General features: G+C 36.9%; 21 protein-coding genes. 18 read left to right on the top strand and 3 right to left on the bottom strand.

What is annotated here, in order from left to right; translation table 11 throughout:
• Positions 1-239: 239 nt before the first annotated feature.
• Complete coding sequence (locus tag AC59HZ_RS18730; protein ID WP_496547309.1) at positions 240-848, bottom strand: TetR/AcrR family transcriptional regulator; 609 nt, start codon at positions 846-848, stop codon at positions 240-242.
• Between the two features lie 122 nt (positions 849-970).
• Between AC59HZ_RS18730 and AC59HZ_RS18725 the strand changes: the two genes are divergently transcribed.
• From AC59HZ_RS18725 to AC59HZ_RS18715, 3 genes are all read left to right on the top strand, one after another.
• Positions 971-1516, top strand: coding sequence for a cysteine hydrolase family protein (locus AC59HZ_RS18725; protein WP_496547308.1), 546 nt, complete (start codon positions 971-973; stop codon positions 1514-1516).
• Between the two features lie 109 nt (positions 1517-1625).
• Positions 1626-2843, top strand: a complete 1218-nt coding sequence (locus AC59HZ_RS18720; RefSeq protein ID WP_496547307.1) for a multidrug efflux MFS transporter — start codon at positions 1626-1628, stop codon at positions 2841-2843.
• Between the two features lie 234 nt (positions 2844-3077).
• Positions 3078-3890, top strand: coding sequence for a protein phosphatase 2C domain-containing protein (locus AC59HZ_RS18715; RefSeq protein WP_496547306.1), 813 nt, complete (start codon positions 3078-3080; stop codon positions 3888-3890).
• Between the two features lie 40 nt (positions 3891-3930).
• Here the strand turns inward: AC59HZ_RS18715 and AC59HZ_RS18710 are convergent, their stop codons facing one another.
• On the bottom strand, positions 3931-4548 hold the full coding sequence (locus AC59HZ_RS18710; protein WP_496547305.1) for an NUDIX hydrolase: 618 nt from the start codon (positions 4546-4548) through the stop codon (positions 3931-3933).
• A gap of 258 nt (positions 4549-4806) precedes the next feature.
• Here AC59HZ_RS18710 and AC59HZ_RS18705 point away from each other — a divergent pair, with 258 nt between their 5' ends.
• The 12 genes from AC59HZ_RS18705 (at position 4807) to AC59HZ_RS18650 (ending at position 14117) form a co-directional block, all read left to right on the top strand.
• Positions 4807-5214: a hypothetical protein gene (locus tag AC59HZ_RS18705; protein WP_496547304.1), complete on the top strand. Its 408-nt coding sequence runs from the start codon at positions 4807-4809 to the stop codon at positions 5212-5214.
• A gap of 483 nt (positions 5215-5697) precedes the next feature.
• Complete coding sequence (locus tag AC59HZ_RS18700) at positions 5698-6315, top strand: MsnO8 family LLM class oxidoreductase (RefSeq protein WP_496547303.1); 618 nt, start codon at positions 5698-5700, stop codon at positions 6313-6315.
• Positions 6316-6369: 54 nt separating this feature from the next.
• Positions 6370-6699: a hypothetical protein gene (locus AC59HZ_RS18695; RefSeq protein WP_496547302.1), complete on the top strand. Its 330-nt coding sequence runs from the start codon at positions 6370-6372 to the stop codon at positions 6697-6699.
• Between the two features lie 67 nt (positions 6700-6766).
• Positions 6767-7108 carry an ArsR/SmtB family transcription factor gene (locus AC59HZ_RS18690; protein WP_496547301.1) on the top strand — a complete coding sequence of 114 codons (342 nt, stop codon included), beginning with the start codon at positions 6767-6769 and terminating at the stop codon, positions 7106-7108.
• Positions 7109-7157: 49 nt separating this feature from the next.
• Complete coding sequence (locus AC59HZ_RS18685; protein WP_496547300.1) at positions 7158-8087, top strand: TIGR03571 family LLM class oxidoreductase; 930 nt, start codon at positions 7158-7160, stop codon at positions 8085-8087.
• Positions 8088-8183: 96 nt separating this feature from the next.
• The gene (ribE, locus tag AC59HZ_RS18680) at positions 8184-8825 is read left to right on the top strand and encodes a riboflavin synthase (protein ID WP_496547299.1); all 642 of its coding nucleotides are present in this window, start codon (positions 8184-8186) and stop codon (positions 8823-8825) included.
• 60 nt (positions 8826-8885) lie between these two features.
• Positions 8886-9359 (top strand): 6,7-dimethyl-8-ribityllumazine synthase, encoded by a 474-nt coding sequence (ribH, locus tag AC59HZ_RS18675; RefSeq protein WP_496547298.1) that lies wholly within the window; start codon positions 8886-8888, stop codon positions 9357-9359.
• A gap of 300 nt (positions 9360-9659) precedes the next feature.
• Entirely contained in the window at positions 9660-10847 is a 1188-nt protein-coding gene (locus AC59HZ_RS18670) for an FAD binding domain-containing protein (RefSeq protein WP_496547297.1), read from the top strand.
• An 86-nt stretch (positions 10848-10933) separates the two neighbouring features.
• The gene (locus AC59HZ_RS18665; protein ID WP_496547296.1) at positions 10934-11584 is read left to right on the top strand and encodes a DsbA family oxidoreductase; all 651 of its coding nucleotides are present in this window, start codon (positions 10934-10936) and stop codon (positions 11582-11584) included.
• Positions 11575-12690: an FAD binding domain-containing protein gene (locus AC59HZ_RS18660; RefSeq protein WP_496547295.1), complete on the top strand. Its 1116-nt coding sequence runs from the start codon at positions 11575-11577 to the stop codon at positions 12688-12690. The genes AC59HZ_RS18665 and AC59HZ_RS18660 overlap by 10 nt, the downstream gene beginning before the upstream one ends.
• 26 nt (positions 12691-12716) lie before the next feature.
• Positions 12717-13358, top strand: coding sequence for a DsbA family oxidoreductase (locus AC59HZ_RS18655; protein ID WP_496547294.1), 642 nt, complete (start codon positions 12717-12719; stop codon positions 13356-13358).
• Positions 13359-13631: 273 nt separating this feature from the next.
• A complete protein-coding gene (locus tag AC59HZ_RS18650) occupies positions 13632-14117 on the top strand; it encodes a CBO0543 family protein (protein WP_496547293.1) in 486 nt (161 codons plus the stop codon).
• A 341-nt stretch (positions 14118-14458) separates the two neighbouring features.
• Here AC59HZ_RS18650 and AC59HZ_RS18645 read toward each other — a convergent pair whose 3' ends face one another.
• Complete coding sequence (locus tag AC59HZ_RS18645; protein WP_496547440.1) at positions 14459-15427, bottom strand: YeiH family protein; 969 nt, start codon at positions 15425-15427, stop codon at positions 14459-14461.
• Positions 15428-15617: 190 nt separating this feature from the next.
• On the opposite strand from AC59HZ_RS18645, the gene AC59HZ_RS18640 reads away from it, so the two are divergent.
• The 3 genes from AC59HZ_RS18640 (at position 15618) to AC59HZ_RS18630 (ending at position 22388) form a co-directional block, all read left to right on the top strand.
• Positions 15618-16514: a LysR family transcriptional regulator gene (locus AC59HZ_RS18640; protein WP_496547292.1), complete on the top strand. Its 897-nt coding sequence runs from the start codon at positions 15618-15620 to the stop codon at positions 16512-16514.
• A gap of 250 nt (positions 16515-16764) precedes the next feature.
• Positions 16765-19002: a vWA domain-containing protein gene (locus AC59HZ_RS18635; RefSeq protein ID WP_496547291.1), complete on the top strand. Its 2238-nt coding sequence runs from the start codon at positions 16765-16767 to the stop codon at positions 19000-19002.
• Positions 19003-19028: 26 nt separating this feature from the next.
• Positions 19029-22388, top strand: a complete 3360-nt coding sequence (locus tag AC59HZ_RS18630; protein ID WP_496547290.1) for a tubulin-like doman-containing protein — start codon at positions 19029-19031, stop codon at positions 22386-22388.
• Positions 22389-22521 lie beyond the last annotated feature (133 nt).

Genomic DNA, 22521 nt, shown 5'->3' with positions numbered 1-22521 from the left:
TTTTCCATCACTCTAATCTTTAATAAGTCATCATCAATAAGGAGTGATGGAAATGAGCACCTTGTTATAATGGAAGACGAATTGAAAGAGAGGATACGTTCTTTGGAACTGAGGTTAATCCATTCGTTAAGGATGGAGATTATCTTAGTACATAGCATAGCGAGTTTATATAAAGCAGAAACAGGAGGCGCAATTCTAAAAAAGAATTGCTCCTTTTTGGAGGAAATAAATTACTCTAATTATTTGAAAATAAAAGTAGAAGAGAGCAGTTCCAAAATTTCCTCAGGTGAATACCCACGTACATCCTTTTGGAAAAAATACGAATCGCTGCTCAAAGCCATTAGCACCATATCGGCTTTAAAGGCACTTTGCGAATAGGTCTGTTCATTTGCTTCCATTTCGTCAAAAAGTTCGACCAATATATGATGCAATTCCACATATAAAGGGCTTTGGGTTCGCGACTTAAGTGGGTTTGTTGACTTGGCTTCCTCGACTCCTGTAAGCAGTTGTGCTTTTTTTTCCCTAAAACGAATAAAAAAGCTTAGTACTTCTTTCAATCTTTGATTGGGCGGCTCTTGATCGTTCTTCTTCAGGTATTCTTCAATATCCTCGAAAAAAAGATCAACACTGTCTTTAATTAAATCCTGGCATAACTCACCTTTGTTTCGATAACGGCGATAAAGTGTTCCTGGCCCAATTTGTGCTTCTGTGGCAATTTGGTTCATACTTACCTGTTCAACACCAAATTTCTCAAATAGCCTATGGGCTGTATCCAATATAAGCTGACGATTCTTGGCAGCATCACGTCGTTCAGTCCGTGTACGGGGGGGATTCTCGTCATTTACCATGCTATCACATCCTAAAAAATTCAATACATACCTAGAGCTTGACAAACGGAGAGGTCTCCATTTAGTATAAAGAGGAGAACTCTCCGTTTAATTTTAATCCAAAAAGGAGGAATTTACAACGTATGCAAAATAAGAATAGCGCATTGTTAATAATGGATCTGCAAAATGGTATTGTATCCCGTTTTGCAGAAAATACAGATGTTCTTCACCCATTTCAAAAAGCAATTGAAGCGGCTCGTCAAAACCAAATTCCCGTTATTTTTGTTCGAGTAGGGTTTAGCGAGGGATATCCGGAAGTTAGCCCACAAAATAAAGTATTCTCAGCCTTTTCTAAAAACGGCGGAATGACCATATCTGATCCAGCCACACAAATTCACGAAGCTGTTCAGCCCAAACCAAATGAACCAATTATTACGAAGTATCGAATTAGTGCATTTGCCGGCAGCAATCTGGAAGTAATTCTTCGTGCCCAACAAATCAACAAACTTGTTCTTAGCGGCATTTCTACAAGTGGAGTCGTACTATCCACATTGAGAGAAGCGGCGGATAAAGATTTTGACATTACAGTGCTTTCGGATGCATGTCTTGATGCTGATTCTGAGGTTCACCGTGTTCTCACCGAAAAGGTATTTCCACGCCAAGCAGATGTTCAGACTGTGGACACTTGAATTAGTACTTTAAATTGACATATTCACTCGTGTAAAACCAACAAGCGCCTCTTAACCCAAAGAGGTGCTTATTGGATTTTATAACAAAAGGAAAGGACAGCTTCCATTTATGCCAATTTGGAAAAGGAATTTAATTGTATGTTGGTTTGGGATGTTTATGTCCAGTATAGGGATGAGCCAAATAGCACCAGTACTACCTCTGTATATTAACCATCTCGGAGTTCATAATACTGCTTTAATTGCCCAATATTCGGGATTTGCGTTTGGGGCTACTTTTATCATTTCCGCTGTGTTTTCACCTATTTGGGGAAGTGCGGCTGATAAGTATGGAAGAAAGCCCATGCTCTTGCGGGCAAGCCTCGGAATGGGAATTGTTATTGGATGTATGGGGTTTGCACAAAATGTCTTTGAACTAATTGGATTAAGATTACTGTTAGGTGTTATTTCTGGTTATGGTTCTGCCTGTACAGCTTTGATTGCGACTCAAACAGATAAAGAACATGCAGGATTTGCTCTGGGTACACTTTCAACTGCAAGTACAGCAGGTTCATTGATTGGTCCGATGGTTGGTGGTTATTTGGAAGAGAGCACTGGATTGCAAAATGTATTTTTTATAACAGGAGCTTTGTTGGTTATTTCATTTATTGCCACTGCTTTATTTGTAAAGGAATCCGTCAATCGCCAAGATAAAAAAGTACTTCCTATTAAAAAAATATGGAGTCAGGTTCCAGAAAAAAGTTTAACGATCACTTTGTTTGTAACCTTCTTTATACTAACATTTGCTCTTTATTCAATTGAACCTATCATTACAATTTATATTACTCTATTAACAAAGAACTCCAGCCATGTTGCTTTGTTAGCTGGAATGACATTCTCGGCAGCGGGACTGGCAAGTATCATGGCAGCCCCAAGACTTGGTAAACTATCGGATAAACTAGGAGCACAAAAGGTTATCTTTGCTGCACTTATTGTGGCAGGATTGATGTTTATACCGCAAGCGTTCGTGAAAAATCCCTGGCAGTTAATGGTGTTAAGATTTATTTTAGGATTGGCATCAGCAGGGCTAATGCCTTCTGTAAATACTTTGCTTAAGAAAATTACCCCAGATTTCCTTACGGGTAGAGTGTTTGGCATTACAATGTCTGCGGGGTATTTAGGGGTTTTTGGAGGAGCAACATTAGGGGGACAGCTGGCATCGTCTTTTGGAATCAGATCTGTGTTTCTGATTACAGGTGCCTTATTACTTATTAATGCTGTTTGGGTTTATTTTAATGTCCTAAATAAAATGAATCATAAAGAAAATACATCGTACCAATCATTAAAGTGAAAATTTAGAAGTACATTTAGAACTAGCGAGCAGTTCAGCACTGTTCGCTTTTCTTATGCATTTACTTGGGGAGAGGTTGAACATAAGGAAAGTATGGAACTTCTTAGGTGTATATGTAATTACTACAATGTTTGCCCAGAATGAAAGTTGTATGCGCCAGAATAACATCATATGATGTGTATTAAGAAATTTCCCATTTTCTGAATGAAATTATAAAAAAGAGGTGAACAACCAATGAAGGTTGAGTCATTTTTAAGGGCTGCCCCACATAAAGGTGTAAGTGAAGATTCAGTCTTATTAAATGGAGGCTTAAATGTTTATGGTGTTTTTGATGGGACTACACCACTAATACCATTTACGGATGAAAACGGAAAGAACGGTGCATATTTAGCAGCTAATATATTTAAAGATTATTTCTTAAGACTCTACCGAAGTAACCTTTCATTAGTTGAAGGAATCGTAATAGCGAATAGAATGCTGAGAGAACACATGAAAACATACAAGGTGGATCAGGCAAAATATGAAAATCTTTGGTCAACATGTGCGGCAGTGATAAAAATTGAAAAAGACGGCTGGATTTCTTATGCACAGCTGGGTGATTGCATGATTATTGCTGAGTATCAAAACGGTTTGATAAAAGCCTTAACAAGGGATAGCGTAAAGAATATAAGTAAAAGAGCAAAAGTATGGCGTGAGGAACAAAGAAAACAAGGAATTAACATACCAGGTGAGGACTATTTTCAAGATATTACTAAACAGCTTTTCTTTAATCGATCATTGGCGAATAAGCAATATGGTTACACTGTAGCGAATGGAAAAGAAGAAGTGATAGATTTCATTCAGCATGGTCAAGTAAATATCCGTGAAATGAAGACATTATTAATGATAACAGATGGGCTTTTTCACCCCAATTTTTCAATCGAAGAAACTTTTAAAAAGATTCATAGGTCTGGTATTGACGTTTATTCCCTAGAATTAGAACAATTTGAAAAAAAGAATCATCTACGTCAAGATGATAAAGCGGGGATCATTATAAGATTTGTGTAAAAAAACGGTTTAAGAGGACCGTAACTGAAGCAAAATGATTTTAATCAAAATAAACGGTTTCTAGTGGATTTTTTAAGTATTGAAAAGCCATTTCAATTTGTGATTTTGTATTCCGGGCTGTTGAGAGAGAAGGGAGTTCGTTTTCAGCAAAGAACTTTACTTCACTTGTTTCAACGCCTTTGGAGGGCTTTCCTCCTACTATTTCACAAAGGATAAATATTTTATAAATATGAAAAGCTGAAGGAGGGTGCGGATGGCATTTATAATCGGTTACAGCTAATAATTTGATTGCTTTTACGTCGAATCCCGATTCTTCTTTTACTTCCTTTACAGCAACTTCACTTAGGGTAAGTCCAATATCAGCCCAGCCGCCGGGTAATGCCCAGTTTCCATCGGAATTTTCCTGAACCATCAGTATTTTATCATCCTTAAAGACTACAGCCCTAATATCGACCTTAGGTGTTGCATAACCTTTATCACTAGCAAATAAATCTTTGATTACTTGCCTTTCCATATTTGTGCAATGGGCTAAGATATCCACGCTAATATTTCTTATTAACTCAAATCTCTCTAAGTCATAAACATCTTTTGAATATGTTAATCCCACCTGAGCAATAGACTGAAGCTGCTTTGCCCAATCCAGCCATTTAGGTTCCAAAAACATCGCCGCCTTTTAGTTTATTAATACTTTACAATACTATTTATATTAATCTAGCAAAAATCTGGTACAACTCCTGTACTAGATTTGAAAATAAAGTTTAATAAAGAAAGCCTTAGGGACGGTTATTTTATATACAACCAGTCAACAGTCCAGTACTGTTCGCTTTTCTTATGCACTGGGTGATGGCAAGCACCAACCCTTATTTTCCTCATATACATGAAAAGATTTAGTGATAAAAGAAAGGGGGAGGCTGCATTGTATCCAAATTATCCTTACCAGCCTTTCTATCCATATTACTATGACTACAGACAAGGACTCTTCCAAAAAATTCTTGCTTGTTATCAGCAAAAGCGATGGATCAGATTAACTTTCCGAGATGGAACAACCGTTGAAGGTTTTATAAAGACCTATGATCCATTAAAGGGAGTATTGATTTATATGCCGCTGCAAAGGTATACGATTTCGTGTGAAGGTGTAAAGGTGGATTCTTTGCAAAAAGCTCAAAATTGTATTGGTAAAAGATCAACTCTAACACTTCCTAACAGTATAAGCCTTTCATTTTCAATTGAAGGTGTGGACCAAAAACAAAATATTGGTGGTTGGGTTAACATAAATGAACTTATGGCGGTGTCTGGACAGGTAATAGAGGCAAATTGTATTTAGTTGGGATGCTAAGCCGAGGAGATTAATACCAAAAGTGGTGTATATCCGATTCCCACGCATTCCCGCCAACCTTGATTTATAAGGGTTTTAGAGGATTTTTAATGAAGTTAGAATTGTGTGGAATTGTTCGCAAACAACTGAAACACTTAACTTTGGTCACATTTTGGTAACATTGAAATTTTTGTATTTACATTCACTATTTAATGAGCTGCTCGAATTGAAGGGCAGCTTCTTTTTGTGGATTTGGTAAACAGCTAAAATATTTTATAAAATTGGCTCAGTTTTCAAACTGAAAGATAAGTAAAAACATCGTGGTTGACAATATAAAAATAAAGTTATAATATCGGGATATCGGAATATAGCGATATACTTATAGCTCCGTTTTTTTATTAGAAGATAAGATTAGCTTTAATATCGGGATATTTAGATATATCGATATATTTTTATTATCCGTAATAAAAAAATCTAGGGAGGAGAAAATTAATGAAAATTAGTGTATTAGATCAAACTCATTTATTAGAAGGCTTATCAGCAGAAGAAGGTTTTGTACAATCAGTGGAGTTGGCAAAATATGTTGATAAATTAGGCTACCATCGTTACTGGTTATCAGAACAACATAGTACGGATGCTTTAGCTGGATCTTCTCCTGAAATTCTTGCTAGCCATTTGTTAGCTAAAACAGATAATATTAAGGTAGGTACTGGTGGAGTTATGTTACCGCACTATAGTGCATACAAAGTAGCGGAGAGTTTTAAGGTTATGAGTGCGCTCGCTCCGGGACGTGTAGATATGGGTGTAGGTCGTGCTCCTGGAGGTCATCATTTGTCTACAATAGCCCTTCAAGGTGAAAGAGTTAGAAATGTTGATATTTTTCCTGAACAAATTGATCAACTGTTAGAATATCTACAGGACAGGCTGCCGGATAACCATCCTTTAAGAAGTTTAGAAACAACACCAGTAATAGAGAAAAAACCGGATTTATGGATTCTTGGTACAAGTAATTCATCAGCCCTTTTAGCAGCTGAAAAAGGATTACCTTACGCCTTTGCTCAGTTCATTAACTATCAGCCGGGTGGAATGGAACAGGCGTTAACGTTATAGGTTAATAATTTCAAGCCTTCTGTACATTTAACTAAACCACAAGTGCTGGTAACCATGAAGATTATCGTTGCAGACACCGATGAAGAAGCAGAAAAAATTGCTGAAAGCGCATTGCGGTTTAATTACTACTTACATCGCGGGCTGCTTACACGTCTGGTAGATCCAGAAAGAGCATTGTCACATGAATTAAATCCAACTGATAAACGAGAAATAGAAACCGTCAAAGAAACATATATTATTGGTTCAAAAGCAACTGTATTACAAAAAATAAAGGAATTAACGAATAAGTTCCCGATTGATGAACTAATGGCTATTACACCTATTTACGATTTTGAAAAACGAAAACGCTCCTTCAAATTGCTAAAAGAAGTGGTTAGTGAATAATGATCTTTCTTATTGGCTGCTTTTTGAACAAAGGAGAGTCTCTTACCTAATGAAAGGGGACAAGAAAATGATTGAAGAACGACAGGTAGAAAATAATGAAAAATTTGTAGATATGTTTAAAGCATTATCAAATGCAACTAGGTTGAAAATTTTACAAATGCTAAAAGAGCCGGAAAAAAATTTCCCTCCTCAAGTCCATATCCATAAGGGAGACAATTTCTTAGGAGGGATTTGTGTCGGCGATATTAAAGACAAGATAGGCTTGGGTCAATCTACAACTTCTCAATATCTATCATTATTGCAGAACAGCGGTCTTCTAGAAATGAAAAGAATTGGACAATGGACATACTACCGTAGAAATGAAGACATCATTAAAGAATTGGAGCGCTTTATTGGTAAAAACCTCTAAAGCCAAAGGGGGATAATATGAGTCTGAAAAGCATGAGGCATTTAATAGGGTGTATAAAAAAGATAAAATGACACTTGGGTTTTTACCAACTTTTGAACCGATGACAAAAGAGCTTCCAAGGATGGAAAACACAGTTGAACTAGCGAGAAAATTAGAAGAGTATGGATTTTCAGCCATTTGGCTAAGGGATGTAACAATCCAAAGCCTTAAATCTAACGATCATGGACAAGTCTATGATCTTTGGATTTACTTAGCATATCTTGCCGCCAAAACAAAACATATTGTGTTAGGAACCTCAAGTGTGGTTCTTCCACTCCGTCATCCAGTTCGAGTTGCAAAGGAAGCCACGTCAATTGACAGGCTCTTTCCCGATCGGTTGATCATGGGAGTGGCTACAGGAGATCGAGAAAAAGATTTCAAAGCTTTAGGTGTTCAGAGAGAAAACAGAAGAGAGCTATTTAAAGAGAACTACCAATTCCTTGTGCAGTTACTTAAGGAGGAAAATCCAACTATCCATTCTAATCTTGGTGTTGTAGATGGAGACGATATGAAGTTGATACCAAGACCTGTAACATCAATTCCAACGATGGTGACCGGATTTAGCCAGCAAACGTTGGAATGGATTGCAGTGAACGGTGATGGCTGGATTCAATATCCGAGGGATATCGCAGAGCAAGCATTATTAATTAGAGACTACCGTGCACTGGCAGAAATGAAGAAGCCAGGTGAATTTAAACCATTTACACAAACCTTATATATCGATTTATCTGAAAATCCCGATGAATTACCGACGAAAATTCCATTAGGTTTCCGTTTAGGGCGAAATCATCTACTTGAACTATTATACAAATTCCAGGCAATCGGGGTTAATCATTTGGCATTTGTACCGTATTTTGCCAAGAGGCCAATTGAAGAGATAATCCAGGAAATCGGTGAGGAGATCTTACCTCATTTTCCGACACACAATCCTTTTAATTAAGCGTGTCTTTTATTCTGCTTGAGCTTAACAAAAAAAGAGATTAAGAAAATAAATGAGAGATTACGATAAAGGCGCTTGAAAGGAGGAGAATAATAGATGTTTACCGGAATCGTAGAAGAATTAGGGACTGTTCAAAAAATTAATATACAAGGTAATACACTTCAGGCAAGAAAAATCCTCCAGGGTTTACATCTTGGTGACAGTATCTCTGTAAACGGAGTTTGTTTAACCGTAACGGAATTAAATAATCGTGTTTTTCTGGCAGATGTTATGCCTGAAACATTTAAAAGCACCTCATTATCAACATTAAAACAAGGTGGGTTAGTAAATTTAGAGAGAGCAATGAGCTCTAATGGGCGCTTTGGAGGGCATTTTGTTACAGGTCATATCGATGCTGTAGGAAAGATTCTTAAAATGGAACCTCAAGAGAATGCGATTTATATAGATATATCTATTCCTGAAGAATATTCGCGCCTTACTATAAACAAAGGATCGATTTCCTTAGATGGAACGTCTTTGACGATTTTTGGGACAAAGGATAATATTGTCACAGTTTCTATCATTCCGTATACCGCAAAAGATTCAGTGCTAGGCATAAAAAAAGCAGGGGATATTGTCAATATAGAGTTCGATATGATTGGAAAGTACATCCATTCATTTCTATCAAATGACAACCAGAGAAGTGAGCGACCGAAAAGTATTACAAGTGACTTTTTAAGAGAGACCGGATTTTTATAGAACAACAAAAAAAGAAAATCTGAGACATTTATTATCATTTTAATTAGGGAGTGGAAAATAATGAAAAGAATAATTGAAGGAAATGTGGTAGGTACCGGGCTTAAGATTGGCATTGTAGTTGGCCGTTTTAATGAGTTCATTACAAGTAAATTGCTTAGTGGTGCAGAAGATGCTTTAAAACGCCATGGAGTAGCGGAGGACGATGTTACAATCATTTGGGTTCCAGGTGCTTTTGAAATCCCGTTGGCTGCTCAAAAGCTTGCCCACAAAGGCGGCTTTGATGCGATTATTACACTAGGAACGGTAATCAGGGGTGCAACTCCGCATTTTGAATTTGTAAGCGGAGAAGTAGCAAAAGGGGTTGCGAATATCGGAAGAGAAACAGGAATTCCAATAATTTTTGGCGTTCTGACTACAGATTCAATTGAACAAGCAATTGAACGTGCAGGCACAAAAGCTGGAAACAAGGGCTTCGAAGCAGCTGTGGGGGCTATTGAAATGGGCAATCTCTACAGACAATTGTCTGTACATTAATTTTTTAGGAGTCCAAACAAGGTAAGGCATTATTAATTAAAAACTACCGCGCATTGGCAAACATGAAGAAGCCAGGTGAATTTAAACAATTACGCAAACCTAATATATCGATATATTTAGAAATTGCGATTAATTCCTTACGAAAATTCTATTAGATTTTCGGTTAGGTCTTATCATCTACTTTAACTTCTATACAAATTTAGGGGTCAATCATTTGGTATTTGTGCCATATTTTACAACTCGTCCATTTGTCCGTAATTGGAATTTTTAAATTTCACTCGAAATGCAAGACATCAACTAATGGAAAGTATTGTTTTATGCTTATATTTTAAGAAAGGAATGGTTTTTATGAATTCTTTAAAAATAGCGATTATTGGAGGTTCGCTTGGAGGCTTATTTACAGGTATCGCCTTAAGAGAGAAAGGGCATCAAGTTGATATTTACGAACGTTCTGCTGGAATGATGGAAGATAGGGGAGCCGGATTAGTCATTCAACCGGAAATAGAAGAATTTTTGATTAAACATAATTTGGCAACTCTTAAAGAAACGACTGTACCACTCTCTTATCGGAAATTTATTAGAAGAGATGGGGATATTGATGAGATACCGATGCCACAATTGATGACATCATGGAACCGTCTGTATGGTATTTTAATAGATGCTTTCCCTTCTGAACATTATCATTCGGATAAAAGGGTTGTAGATTTCTCGCAAAGTCCTGATGGTGTATCTATTAATTTTCAAGATGGTACAAAAGTTATCGCTGATTATATCATAGGTGCAGATGGAATCGGTTCAGTTATTCGGAATAAGGTATTACCAGCTGTTTCCCCCTCATATGCTGGGTATGTCGCTTGGAGAGGAACGGTTAACATAGAAGAAATCCCAAAAGATATTCTAAAGTTTTTCTTTGACAAATTCACCTTATATCAAGGTATAAATACTCAAATACTCAGTTATTTTATCCCGAATAAGTCTTCATATGATCCAATAAGACTTAACTGGGTCTGGTATGAAACTATTTTAAATAATGATCAATTAAACCAGTTAATGACCGCTAATGATGGACGAAAGTATGAGTTTGTGATGCCGCCAAATCAATTTCTTGAGTCGGTTATATATAGTCAAAAACAAAAAGCTGAAAAAAAATTACCGACTCCTTTTGCTAACTTAGTTAATATAACAAAGACTCCATTTGTTCAGCCAATATATGATTTAGATGTTTCGAAAATGGTATTTAACAAGGTTATTTTATTGGGTGATTCTACCTTTGTTCCTAGACCGCATACAGCATCGGGGGTTTCAAAAGCAGCCTATAATGCTATGAAACTTGCAGCTGCTTTTGATATCGTGAATCAACCGATTGATAATTTGCGAATGAAACTTAAAGAGTGGGAAACAGATCAGTTACGATTAGGGCAATACCTCTCCAAAATGGGGAAACAATTAGGTAACCGTTCTAATTTGGGGTACGGAAATCATTATTAAGCTGCATTATTTACATGTGTTTTTATAGAAAATTATGGAGTTAGTTCAAGTTTTTAAAAATAGAAAATTTTAGGGGATGAGATGTTGTGGTAATCAAGGTGGATGTTTTTTCTGATGTTATTTGTCCATGGTGCTTTATCTTAAAACGTAAAATGGAAAAGGCAATTGAAAAATTGGGTGATGGATATGAAATTGATATTAAGTATATGCCATTTCAATTAAATCCTACGATGCCTAAGAATGGATTGGACCGTAAAGAATATCGTTCAGCAAAGTTTGGCAGTTGGGAAAAGTCAATGCTGTTGGACCGTCAAGTATGGGAAGCAGGAAAAAGGGAAGGCATATCGTTTAATTTTGAGAAAATAAAACGTACACCTAACACTTTTGAAGCCCATAGATTGATTTGGTTGGGTAGATCAGAAGGGGTACAAAAGGAAGTCGTTGAAGGTTTATTCTCTTCTTATTTTGTTCATGGAAATGATGTTGGAGAACGTGATTCATTAGTTCAAATTGCTATTGAAGCAGGAATAGAACGAAAACGAATAGATGAATTTTTTTCAAATAACGAAGGAATCGAAGAAGTAAAGAAAGAAGAGGAGATTGCGCGTAATGCGGAAATAAGCGCTGTACCTTCGGTCTATATCAATGGAGGTTATGCATTTTCAGGTGCTCAAAGCACTGAAGCTATCACAGAATTATTAAAAAGAGCGAACCAGGAGGAAGAATCATGGGAATAAAACCGCTTCGAATTGTAATCGCAGGGGGATCCTTAGGAGGGCTTTTTACAGGAGTTGCGTTGAGAGCTCACGGTCACGAAGTGTCCATTCATGAACGATCTTCGGGCAATTTGGAAAGTCGTGGAGCCGGTATTGTTCTGCAAACCGACGTAGAGGAATTTCTGAGAACCTATAAAGTGAGCACACCTTCAGAAATTAGTATCCCTTTGAAGGAAAGGCAGTTTGTTAAGTATGATGGCAGCGCAACGCGAATGGAAATGCCCCAGCCTATGACTTCTTGGGAAATGCTTTATCGGAAATTAAGAGAAGTGTTTCCGGATGAGTTTTATCATACCGGGCAGGAAGTTGTAAGTTTTAAACAAGATAAAAATCAGGTTCTGGTGAAGTTTAATAACGGGGAGCAATTAACAGCAGATCTATTTATAGCTGCAGATGGTATTGGCTCTACTATTCGTCATCAGTTATTGCCTGCAGAAAATCCTGTTTATGCAGGTTATGTTGCTTGGCGTGGCCTTATAGATGAAAGTGAAGTGCCTCGAGGTTTGCTTAAGTTCTTTGAGAACAGATTTACGTTTTACCAAGGAATGAGGACTCAAATTCTCAGTTATATGATTCCAGGAGCACAAGATATTAAGAGCAGGCGATTAAATTGGGTCTGGTATGTGAATGTAAAGCAGGAAGAATTAAAAAGCTTATTAACAGATAATACTGGCAAGCGAAGGGAGTTTTTTGTACCTCCTGGGAGAGTTCATAAAGAATATGTTGATAACCTTAAATCAGTAGAAAAAGCAAAACTGCCGAGTCAATTTAAAGGGCTGGTGGACCTTACCATAGAACCATTTGTTCAACCGATAACCGATTTATCTGTTTCACAAATGGTTTTTGACAGAGTCATTTTACTTGGAGATTCCGCCTTTGTTCCTCGACCTCATACAGCGGCAAGTGCATCCAAAGCGGCAATCAATTCTATGCATTTGGCTGACGCTTTGGCAAGTGAAGATGACCTAACTTTGGCTTTAAAAAAATGGGAAAATTCTCAACTCATTTTGGGGAAACATTTAGAGTCCTTGGGTAAAAGGTTAGGTCAAAATTCAAGATTAGGTTAAAAAATATATCTCGAGGGGGCTATACAATGACAGTGTCAATAAAAATATTTGGGGACTACACTTGTCCATTTTGTTTCTTGTCAAAAAAGGTATTAGAAGAAGCAGTTAAAGGAAAAGATGTTGAGATTCAATGGATGCCGTTTGAATTGCGGCCTTTTCCTATCCCAACATTAAAACCTGAAGATGATTATATGCAAAAAGTCTGGAATTTATCTGTGTATCCACTTGCTGAAAAGTTAGAGATTCCAATCGTTTTACCTGGGATTTCACCACAACCGCATACATTTTTTGCTCATGAAGGATATCATTTTGCAAATGAATGCGGGAAGGGGAACGAATATAATCAAATCGTGTTCAAAGCTTATTTTCAAGAGGAAAAAGATATTGGTGATGTAAATATCTTAACTAGTTTAGCTGGTCAAATCGGGCTGAACGAAGTGGATTTCAAAACATCATTATTAACTCGAAAATATAAAGAAATTCAACAAAAGTATTTAGTGGAAGCTAAGCAATTTCATATTCAATCAGTGCCTACTTTGATAATAGGAGATAAAGTGATTACTGGACTAAAATCAAAGGAAACTCTGGAACAAATTATTGAGGAAGAGGTATTTAAGAATTCTATCATTATGGATGGTCAATCTTGCACTATTGAAGGTTGCTGCTAAGCATCCAAATAGATATAACCTTACAGCTTTCAACTATTTCAATATAAGACTATTCACTAAGAAGAAAAAAAGTTCTTTGAACGAATTTTAGCAGTCAGGAGAATCCTGACTGCTTATTTTGGTTTTAAAAGTTCTAGCTATCAAATGAGCCAAGAGTGTAAGGATAAATTAGTTTCAATTTATTAAAAATAAACAAAAACAGAATGGAATTAACGATAAGTATTAGGTCATTATAATAGTATTACAATTACATATTTAAAGGTGTGTTAATGTATGGAGAAAAAGTTATTAAATTTGGTTCTTGCATTGAGTGCTGCATGTCTTCCATTCTTATTTAGAGGATCAAAAATGAGAGAAAATCTGGTTATTTTTTTCTCAAAAGGAGTTTTAGCAACTTTGATTGATGCCTATGTTGTTGCTACCAAAAAAGTTGCCTATCCAGTTCGCCCTTTTCCTAAAATTTTCAAAACTAATATTGTATATGATATGTTGTTTTACCCGATTTTAAGTGTTATCTGGGTTAAACTTTCATATAACGATAATTTAAGAAATATCCTTTTGAAAAGTTTGATTTTTAGTGTCCCCATGACGATCGGTCAATGGTATTTTGAAAGGAATTCCAGATTATTTAAATGGAAAAATTGGACACCATTCCATACTTTTGGAAGTGTAAGTTTTACTTTATTTACTATTAGAGGTTTTGCTGGATTAATGAAAAAATTAGATAATTTGAAGGGTAATCAAAAAATAACCGAGTAATAAAGGTTGAGATTATGTTGATAGCCACAAAACAATAAAAAGGTTGCGGTATTAAAGAAGTAGTACAACCATTTTTTAAAGTCGATTTTCAAACAAGGAAATCGATTTTTATTATTTCGGATAGTTAGCCAGGAGTTTTAAAATGGGGAATAAGTTTGATATGAGCAAGTAAGTACGGTTTACATGAGATATACTTTGCAAAACGAAAACAGTATTTTATTTTTGAATGACCCTGATCATAATCGTATCCAGAAAACAAAACAGCCAGAGCTCTTGTAAATAAAGACCTGAGGCTGTTTTTTATGTTGTATTGTATAAAAGTGTTGTTATAGATTTTTTAATTAAAGACTATAGAAGGTTAGTAACGTTAAAAGAATGGATGTAATCGTTATGGCGATAAGCGGACGTACTGCTTTAGTGCGTAATTCATTTAAGCTAATATTTAATCCTAAACCAGTCATAGACATTGTTAAAATAAATGATGTGACAGTTGCAATATCTGACATAATTTCTTTCGATAATATAATTCCATGTCCAATGATATAGCTCCCTACAAAACTCATTATGATAAAACCAATTAAAAACCAAGGAAACTCGAATTTTGCCTCTCCCTCTAATTTTCCTTTCTTTTTCATCCAAAACATAAGGATAAAACATACTGGAATTAATAGAAATACACGTGTAAGCTTTGCAAGTAATGCGTTAGCAAGAGCATCCTGTCCTGCTGGAGCAGCTGCTAAAGCAACATGCCCAATCTCGTGAAGGCTGATTCCTACCCAATTTCCGTAATCAGTAGGACTAATGTGTAAAATGGGAAAAATTAACGTGTAAATGATTGAAAACACTGTGCCTACCAATGCGATGATGCCGACTCCCATTGCCGTATCTTCATCTTTTGCCTTAATAATTGGTGATACGGCCGCAATGGCAGCGGCACCACAAATGCCAGTACCCACACTTAATAATAAGGAAAGATTCAAGTCTGCCTTTATCCATTTAGCAATGATCATAAGAACAGCGATTGAAAAAATAATGGTGACGGCTCCTCTTAACAATAGAGGCCAACCTTGATGAAAAATTACGATCATGTTAAGTTTTAAGCCATAAAGGATGATAGCAAATCTTAAAAGTTTTTTTGAAGAAAATTGAATTCCAGTACGTAATTTTTCAGGGTACCCAAAAACCTGTCTATACACTACGGCAAGTAAAATAGCACACGCTAGTGGACCAATACGATTTAATCCTGGTAACGCTGCCAAAATAAAGCCACACACCGCAATGATCAATGTAAAACCAATCCCATAAACCATAGAAACATTTAGCTTATTTACAGCTTTTTTTTGCTCAATTGGGCTAGAAATGATTAATGCTTTTTGTTCCAACGTCTTTCATCTCCTCATTAGCATTATTTAAATATATCGTAATGAATGATTTACAATAAGGAAAATAAATGTTTATTATAGTTATAATAAGTAAATACGATAAAAGAAGGTGAGCTTATTGGATCAACTACTGTCCGTTTTTATATCTGTAGCCGATAAAAGAAACTTTTCCAGGGCTGCGGAAGAGCTTCACATGACTCAGCCTGCAGTTAGCCAGCAAATTCAACTATTAGAAAAATATATTGGCGCAAAGCTGCTTCTGCGGACAAACAAAAGTGTCCAGCTGACAAAAGCAGGTGAAATAGTTTATCAACATGCTAAAGAAATAACGGGTTTATATAACCGAATGTCTATTTTAGTAAATGAATTAAATAACGAGCCAACAGGACTGTTAAAAATCGGTGCAAGCTATACTTTTGGAGAATACGTATTACCACATATCCTTGCTAAAATGAAAAACCTTTATCCTAATATCATTCCTTCCGTTCAAATAGGGAACACAAGAGATATTGCTAAAGCAATCGTTAGTCATGAGATTGATGTTGGGATTGTAGAGGGAGAAATATTAAATCGAAAGTTATATTTTAAAACTGTGTCAAAAGACCTTATGTATATAGTAGCTGGGGGGAATCATACATTTTTCACCCAGGAGGAAGTGTCACGTAGTCAGTTAGAACAAGAGAATTGGATTGTCCGAGAAGAGGGTTCTGGAACAAGAGATGCAACAGAAAAATTATTTCAAACTCTACAAATACGGCCATCAAAATTAATGGAATTCGGCAGCACGCAACTAATTAAAGAGGCAGTTGAAGCAGGGCTTGGCATTAGTTACTTATCAGAACTTACTGTTAAAAAAGAAAGACTGCTTGGTACCATTCAAGTATTACATGTTAAAGGGACCCCGATAAAAAGAAATTTTTCCATTATAACGGAATCTGCTGAATTCCATACAAAATCTATGAACTTATTTATTGAGTTAGTAGAAAATTATCGAAGGAATAAATTAATATTATAAATTTTAAACCAACAAAGCCTGCATGCTGGGGCTTTGTTTTTTTTTTTGAGGTGAAGGTGATTATGGAAGGAATCCTCCTGTTTTGCAGAACAATAAAAAACCATAGGGACGATTCTCGTTGCTTAAAGGATGCTTTCATGGCTTTTTAATTAGCAGGTCATAACTGATGGACTTCCTGTATAAAATAAAATGAACTATCAAAAACTGTAAATTTACCGTCTGTGTTGTTTACTTGAAGGGAGTTCAATTAATGATAGGTAAGTATAAACAGCTAGTTGTGACGTTAATCCTGTTAATTTATCCCTTTTCTTTCTTTACGGCAAAGGCTGAAGCAAAAACGGATCCGCGAATTCCGAAAAATAAAATTGTTGCGCTTGTATATGATGATTCGGGTAGTATGTGGGAACAATCCGGATCAAGTGGAAAACTGCCCATAGATAATTGGAAATACGCGAATTACGCTCTTCAAAGTTTCACGGCTCTATTAGAGAAGCAGGATCAGCTAAAGGTGGTATATATGAGTTCACCAACTGTAGCGAACCCAATCGAATTAGATGAAAGACTCCGGCAGCACGAGATTGATCAAATTCGAACATGGAAAGGGAAAAAAAACACTCCATTGGCTTCTTTACATACAGCCATAAATGAATTGAATAAAGCGGCAGAGAATAATAGAAACTCAGAGTTTTGGTTAATCGTATTAACGGACGGAATTTTTAATGAACTGAACCATCTTGACAAATCTAATTCGACCAGCCAAATTGATGCGAATAAGAAGGCACTTTTCTCTAGTTTACAAGATTTGAAGGCGAAGGTGGAGAAAAATGGAACCAGTATCCACACCACCCTGATACCCATTGAGACCTATTTGAACCCTGAAGAATTATCGATCATGGCTGATTTTAAACGGCAATGGAAAGAAAGTTCAGGCGGAATTGTCTTAGAAAGCAAAGGGCAACTGGATATTATTCAACGGATTAATGAGGTTGCAGCTCTCATGACGAATCGTGATCCAAACGAACAGGAGCAGTTTGATTTAAATCCTGTTTGGGAGGGGAATCAATTAGTCTTGAAATCACCTTTCCCTTTAAGGAGAATTACTCTCCTTGAACAATCACCCGAAGAGAATGCGTCCTTTCAAATGAAAGAATTTTATATGAACAACCAACGAATTGAAAAGGGGATGGAGGGGCCATTTAAAGTGAAAACCCCCGATGACCCTGCACAATTACATCCTCCCATTCGCGGAACCTTCACGCACTTTAACAACGTGAATGGTAAAGGCGTTATCGAAAAAGGCACCTACAAAATTGTCTTTGATAAGAAACTAACCGAAGAACAACAGAAGAATATTGAGGTAGTAGCGGAACCGGCGATTGATTTTAAAATTGGTTTTCAGAAAATCAACAGCAATGGGAGTCTGACGAAGGATCCTTCCGTGTTCTTTAAAGGCAGTAAAATAAGGGTAGAAACGACTTTGTTGAAAAGTGACAGCTCCGATGAAGAAATTGATATCCGCAATATTGATGTGGGAAGTTTGTTTGAAGTGGAAGCGAAAATAGGTCAAAACAATCTTCCGCTTAAATATGATCGAAAACTTAATAAATTCATAGGGGAGTTTACAATACCCAACAATGAAAAAATTCCTGTAAACGTAAAGGTCAATATTAAAGGATTCTATCAAAAAGAAAAAGATACGAGCCTGCAGGCACTTCCTACTCGGAAATTGAGTTTAGTCGCCAATACCGATACTTGGAGTGCACCGTTAGACAAACTGAATCAGGCAGAGCCCCTTGTGATCACGCCAATGGTTAACGGGGAAGAAATGACTTCCGAAGAGCTTAAGAAGATCATGAATCAACTTAAAATTGAATCACCTGGCAACATAAAAATTGAAAAGAAACAAAAAGGGAATCAAATTTACATTTATCCGAAAAGTTTATCTCCTATTTTTCGGACATCAGTGGGGGAAGTTCCCCTGCATATTTCGCTTCAAGGCCAATACCCTAATGAAGTCGCCGAAGGTACTTTTACACTGACGATTGAAGATATCTCCATTTTTAAGAAATATGGCAAGGATATCGTTTGGGCTTTAATCTTGCTGGCCATTATTGTGTATTTGATTGGAATCATCATCAAACCAAGGTTTGACAAAAATCGCATTTCCATAGAATACAAGCAGAGCCGGAAAAGAGAAAAACTGCGAGATGCACGTGTATTGACAGAGAACTTCCATACCAGCTTGGTTCAAAGATGGCTTGTGCCCTATTTTGCTGAAAAAAAGAGGATTGGCGATTTAGTATTTAAAGCGTATCGAAAGAAAGACCGGGTGTTGCTGGTGAAAGAAAGCCAATACGCTGACTTGATTGTGAGACATGAAAAGCTTTCGGATAGAAGTAAGAAGGCAGACATAGCGATTTATCATAACGATCAAATCCAAATTGAAAGAAGTAACAACTATTTAGAATACACTTTTAAATCACATTAATAAATTCCTAAGAGGGGGCAGCCAGCATGAGCTTTAACGTTCCAACAATTTTAATCGGTTTAGGCGGTATAGGCAGTAATATTGCCAATATGGTATATGGTCGTATTCCCCCTGAACAGCGAGGCAGAGTGGCCATCCATGCTTTTGATACGGATGCAAGCAGTATCGCTCAATTGGATCATTTAAGAAACTGTGCGACACAAACAAGCACGAACCATTCTGTTAATGAATATCTGCAAGCGAATAAAGATGTCATAAAATGGTTTCCGAATAATCCTCAAATAAAACGGAAAACGATGACAGATGGAGCTGGCCAGGTTCGGGCAGTTTCAAGACTCGCCTTTCGCTCAGCGATGTCTGAAGGGAAGCTGAATGCTTTGTGGGACGGCATTGAACGAATATTTCCAGTTGACAGCGATTCAAGATCGTATAATGTCCGTGTGATTATTATTAGTTCCTTAGTAGGAGGAACCGGCTCCGGGATTTTTCTGCAAATTGCTCTCTATTTACGGGAAATGCTGGAGCGGAAGTTAGGCTCGGAAAGTGTATTAATCCGCGGCGCATTTTTACTTCCTGATATTTTAGTAAGAAGTAATACGCTGGATCAAAATGAATGGGAAGCCGTCCAAGGGAATGGATACGCTAGCTTAAAAGAACTGAACGCCATTACATTAAGTGCATCCGGCAATCATAAGCAAAACGTGACGATCGAACTTGAGTATCGCCCCAATCAGATTGATTTAGAGGGCAGGACGGCACATGCGATTACCGATAAACATCTTCCATTTGATTTTTGCTTTCTTTTTGATTACGAAAATACGAAAGGGCAGCATTTGACAAATGTTTCCGAGTATATGGAACAAGTGGCACGTACAGTATACCTGCAGCTCTTTAGCCCGATTTCTGCAAAAAGCTTTTCTCAGGAAGATAATCAAATAAGAAGCTTAGTAGAATCAAATGGGCAGGCAAGATACTGTGGGTCTGGTGTCGCTTCCTTAACCTATCCGTATGAAGATATTTTGGATTATTGTGCATTAAAATGGTCTGTGAATGGACTAAATGAAACTTGGCTTCGATTAGATCAGCTATTTTATGAAGAAAAAAAGCGGCATGAAGACGACGAAAGAAATGGAATCCATCATGAAAAACCAATGATCAGAGAGCTTTATGTGAAATACTTTGATCAGACGGTGAATAACCAAGAAAAACCCAATCCATTTTTCCGTCAGCTTGATATGCAGGTTCACCAAATCGAGGATAAAGGAAAAAAAGGCTCATCGAAGGCGGATTTATTTCTACATGAGGTAGAGGAATATGCAAAAAGGGTAATTAGAGAGGATGAAGAGTTAAAAGAGGATTATGAAGAGCATTGTAAGCTTGATGCAGGAAAACTAAAAATAAAAGATCAAGCAAAACAAGAAATAAATAGGATGGAAGCAGCCTTGGAAGACTATGCCAAAGAGATCAACAAGAAAATCAGTGAAAATAGTCATTTTATTGCCTACCAGGTGATCGATTCTGATTATCATTCGCCTAATGGCGGGGACGGAAGTAGATTTCATTTAAACACGTGGTTACTGAAAGAGGAATCGCCCATCCATCCGGTAGGGGTACGGTATATCCTTTATAGCATTCATAATAAACTAATCAAGAAAATTTCCAGTTTAAGAGAAGAGAATCGTCTATTGAAGGAACAGATGAATCGATATCAAGACATCTATGATTTAGACCGCAATGATGGTGACATAGACGATGCAGTACGCCGCGTCGATAAAGCCTTAAAGCAGGGTTTCCTTTCCAGTATGTTTAGAAATAACTTTAAAGATTTTATAAATGAATATACGGAAAAGGCCACGCATCAGTTTAATACGCTGAACCGTTATAAATATTCGATGCTGTTAGAACAAGTCTTTTCAGCTCTCAATCAATCAATAAAGGAAATGATTGGGGATTGGCAAAGATTCTTTGACAATTTAATGGAGACAAAAGAAACGCTCACAGGTGAGATTCATCAATTGGCCAGGAAGTTTGAGGGTGTCAGTGACCCGACGAAAACGTTTGTTCTGGCAGATAAGGAAATGCTGGAACAAACCTGGGAGCGGATTCGCCAATCGGTGGATAATGGGTTTTTACCGGAGAGTATTTCTCAAAAAATTTATTTAAGTCTTTATAACCGCTTTATCGAGCGAAAACATAATCGCGGGGCAGAGGAATTTTATAAGGAAACAAAGGTGGAAGAGTTTTTTAAAGAAAATGTAGTGGCTTTTTGCCGGCAGGAATTGGCGAATAAGCATCAGGATCAATTGGATTTAACCATTATTCAAGCATTGAAAATAGAAGCAGGCCGATTAGGAAAGGATGCGGCCGATTACCTTTATCGCAAGATTAAGGCAATTGAGGAGCTTGCTCAACCTTTCGTTCCCATCACGAGTCATTATCGAAGCTTGAAGTTCTGGGGACTCCATTCTGAAAGCTTTAATCTACTCAGTGAGATGGAAAAGAACGAGTTATTTAATGATAAGCAAATTGTTGAAAATGCGTTTAACCGGAATGAAATCGTTTGTTATCGTGCCCATTATGGATTATCGGTCAGTGACTTTAGCAAATTTTCTTCTGGAAAAAATGGTAAGCCGCCAGGGGTTTATTATGAGGCCTATCATCGTTTAGTCAACAAGCTTAATGAGGATGAAAATCGCACGATTACGCCTCACCTGGATCGAAATTGGCATCTTCCTGCATATATGCCCGACTTAAATCCAGAACGGGCTGAGCTTGAAACCAATCGTACAGACCGAGCTTTAATCCTTGGGGTTATCTATGGGTGGCTCCAGCTAGTCAACTCAGATGGGAAAAGAGTCTATCAATATAGTGGAAATCAAGGCACAAAATTATTACTGAAATTCGGAGAAAAGGTGGAAGAGGATACGTTTTTGCTTCATGAAGCCTTACCTCATAATCCTGTCATCTATGATGAAATTTTAGAAAGATACCAAGAAACACAGGAAAATCAAATAAAAAATAATCGTAATATAGAAGAACACGATTTTATGCTGGGAGCTTTAGAAATCTCAAAAGTAAAAAAAGAAGGAATCAGGAATATTCTAGACTTGGTGTTGGCTTATGATCTGGAATTTATCTCCGATCCTTCCTTAACAGTAAGGGCTGATCGGTTACGACAATGTTTGTTAAATGAAATCGTAGAATACTTTATGAAGGTGATGAAACCGGACTCAGCCAAAAGGGAAGCTGCGAAGTTGATTAAACGACTCTGGGCTGAATCACTTGTCAGATATAAAACGGCCCAAGATACAGAAGAGTTCAACAAGTGGATGAATGATATTAATCATAAAATGAGTTCATTAAATCAAGAACAAGTATTTGTATAAGCTTGTGATAAAGGACTGATTCTTGATGCACTCCATTGTGATACATTTTGGCAAAAAGTATGAAGATTGGCATCTCGTCGAGCCATTTTTTTATAAGCTGCAGAATCATAACGAAGTAATCTTTTACTGGGAG

The sequence above is a fragment of the Neobacillus sp. DZ-9 genome, from assembly GCF_059587065.1.
This window is presented reverse-complemented; position numbering and strand designations above follow the sequence as displayed.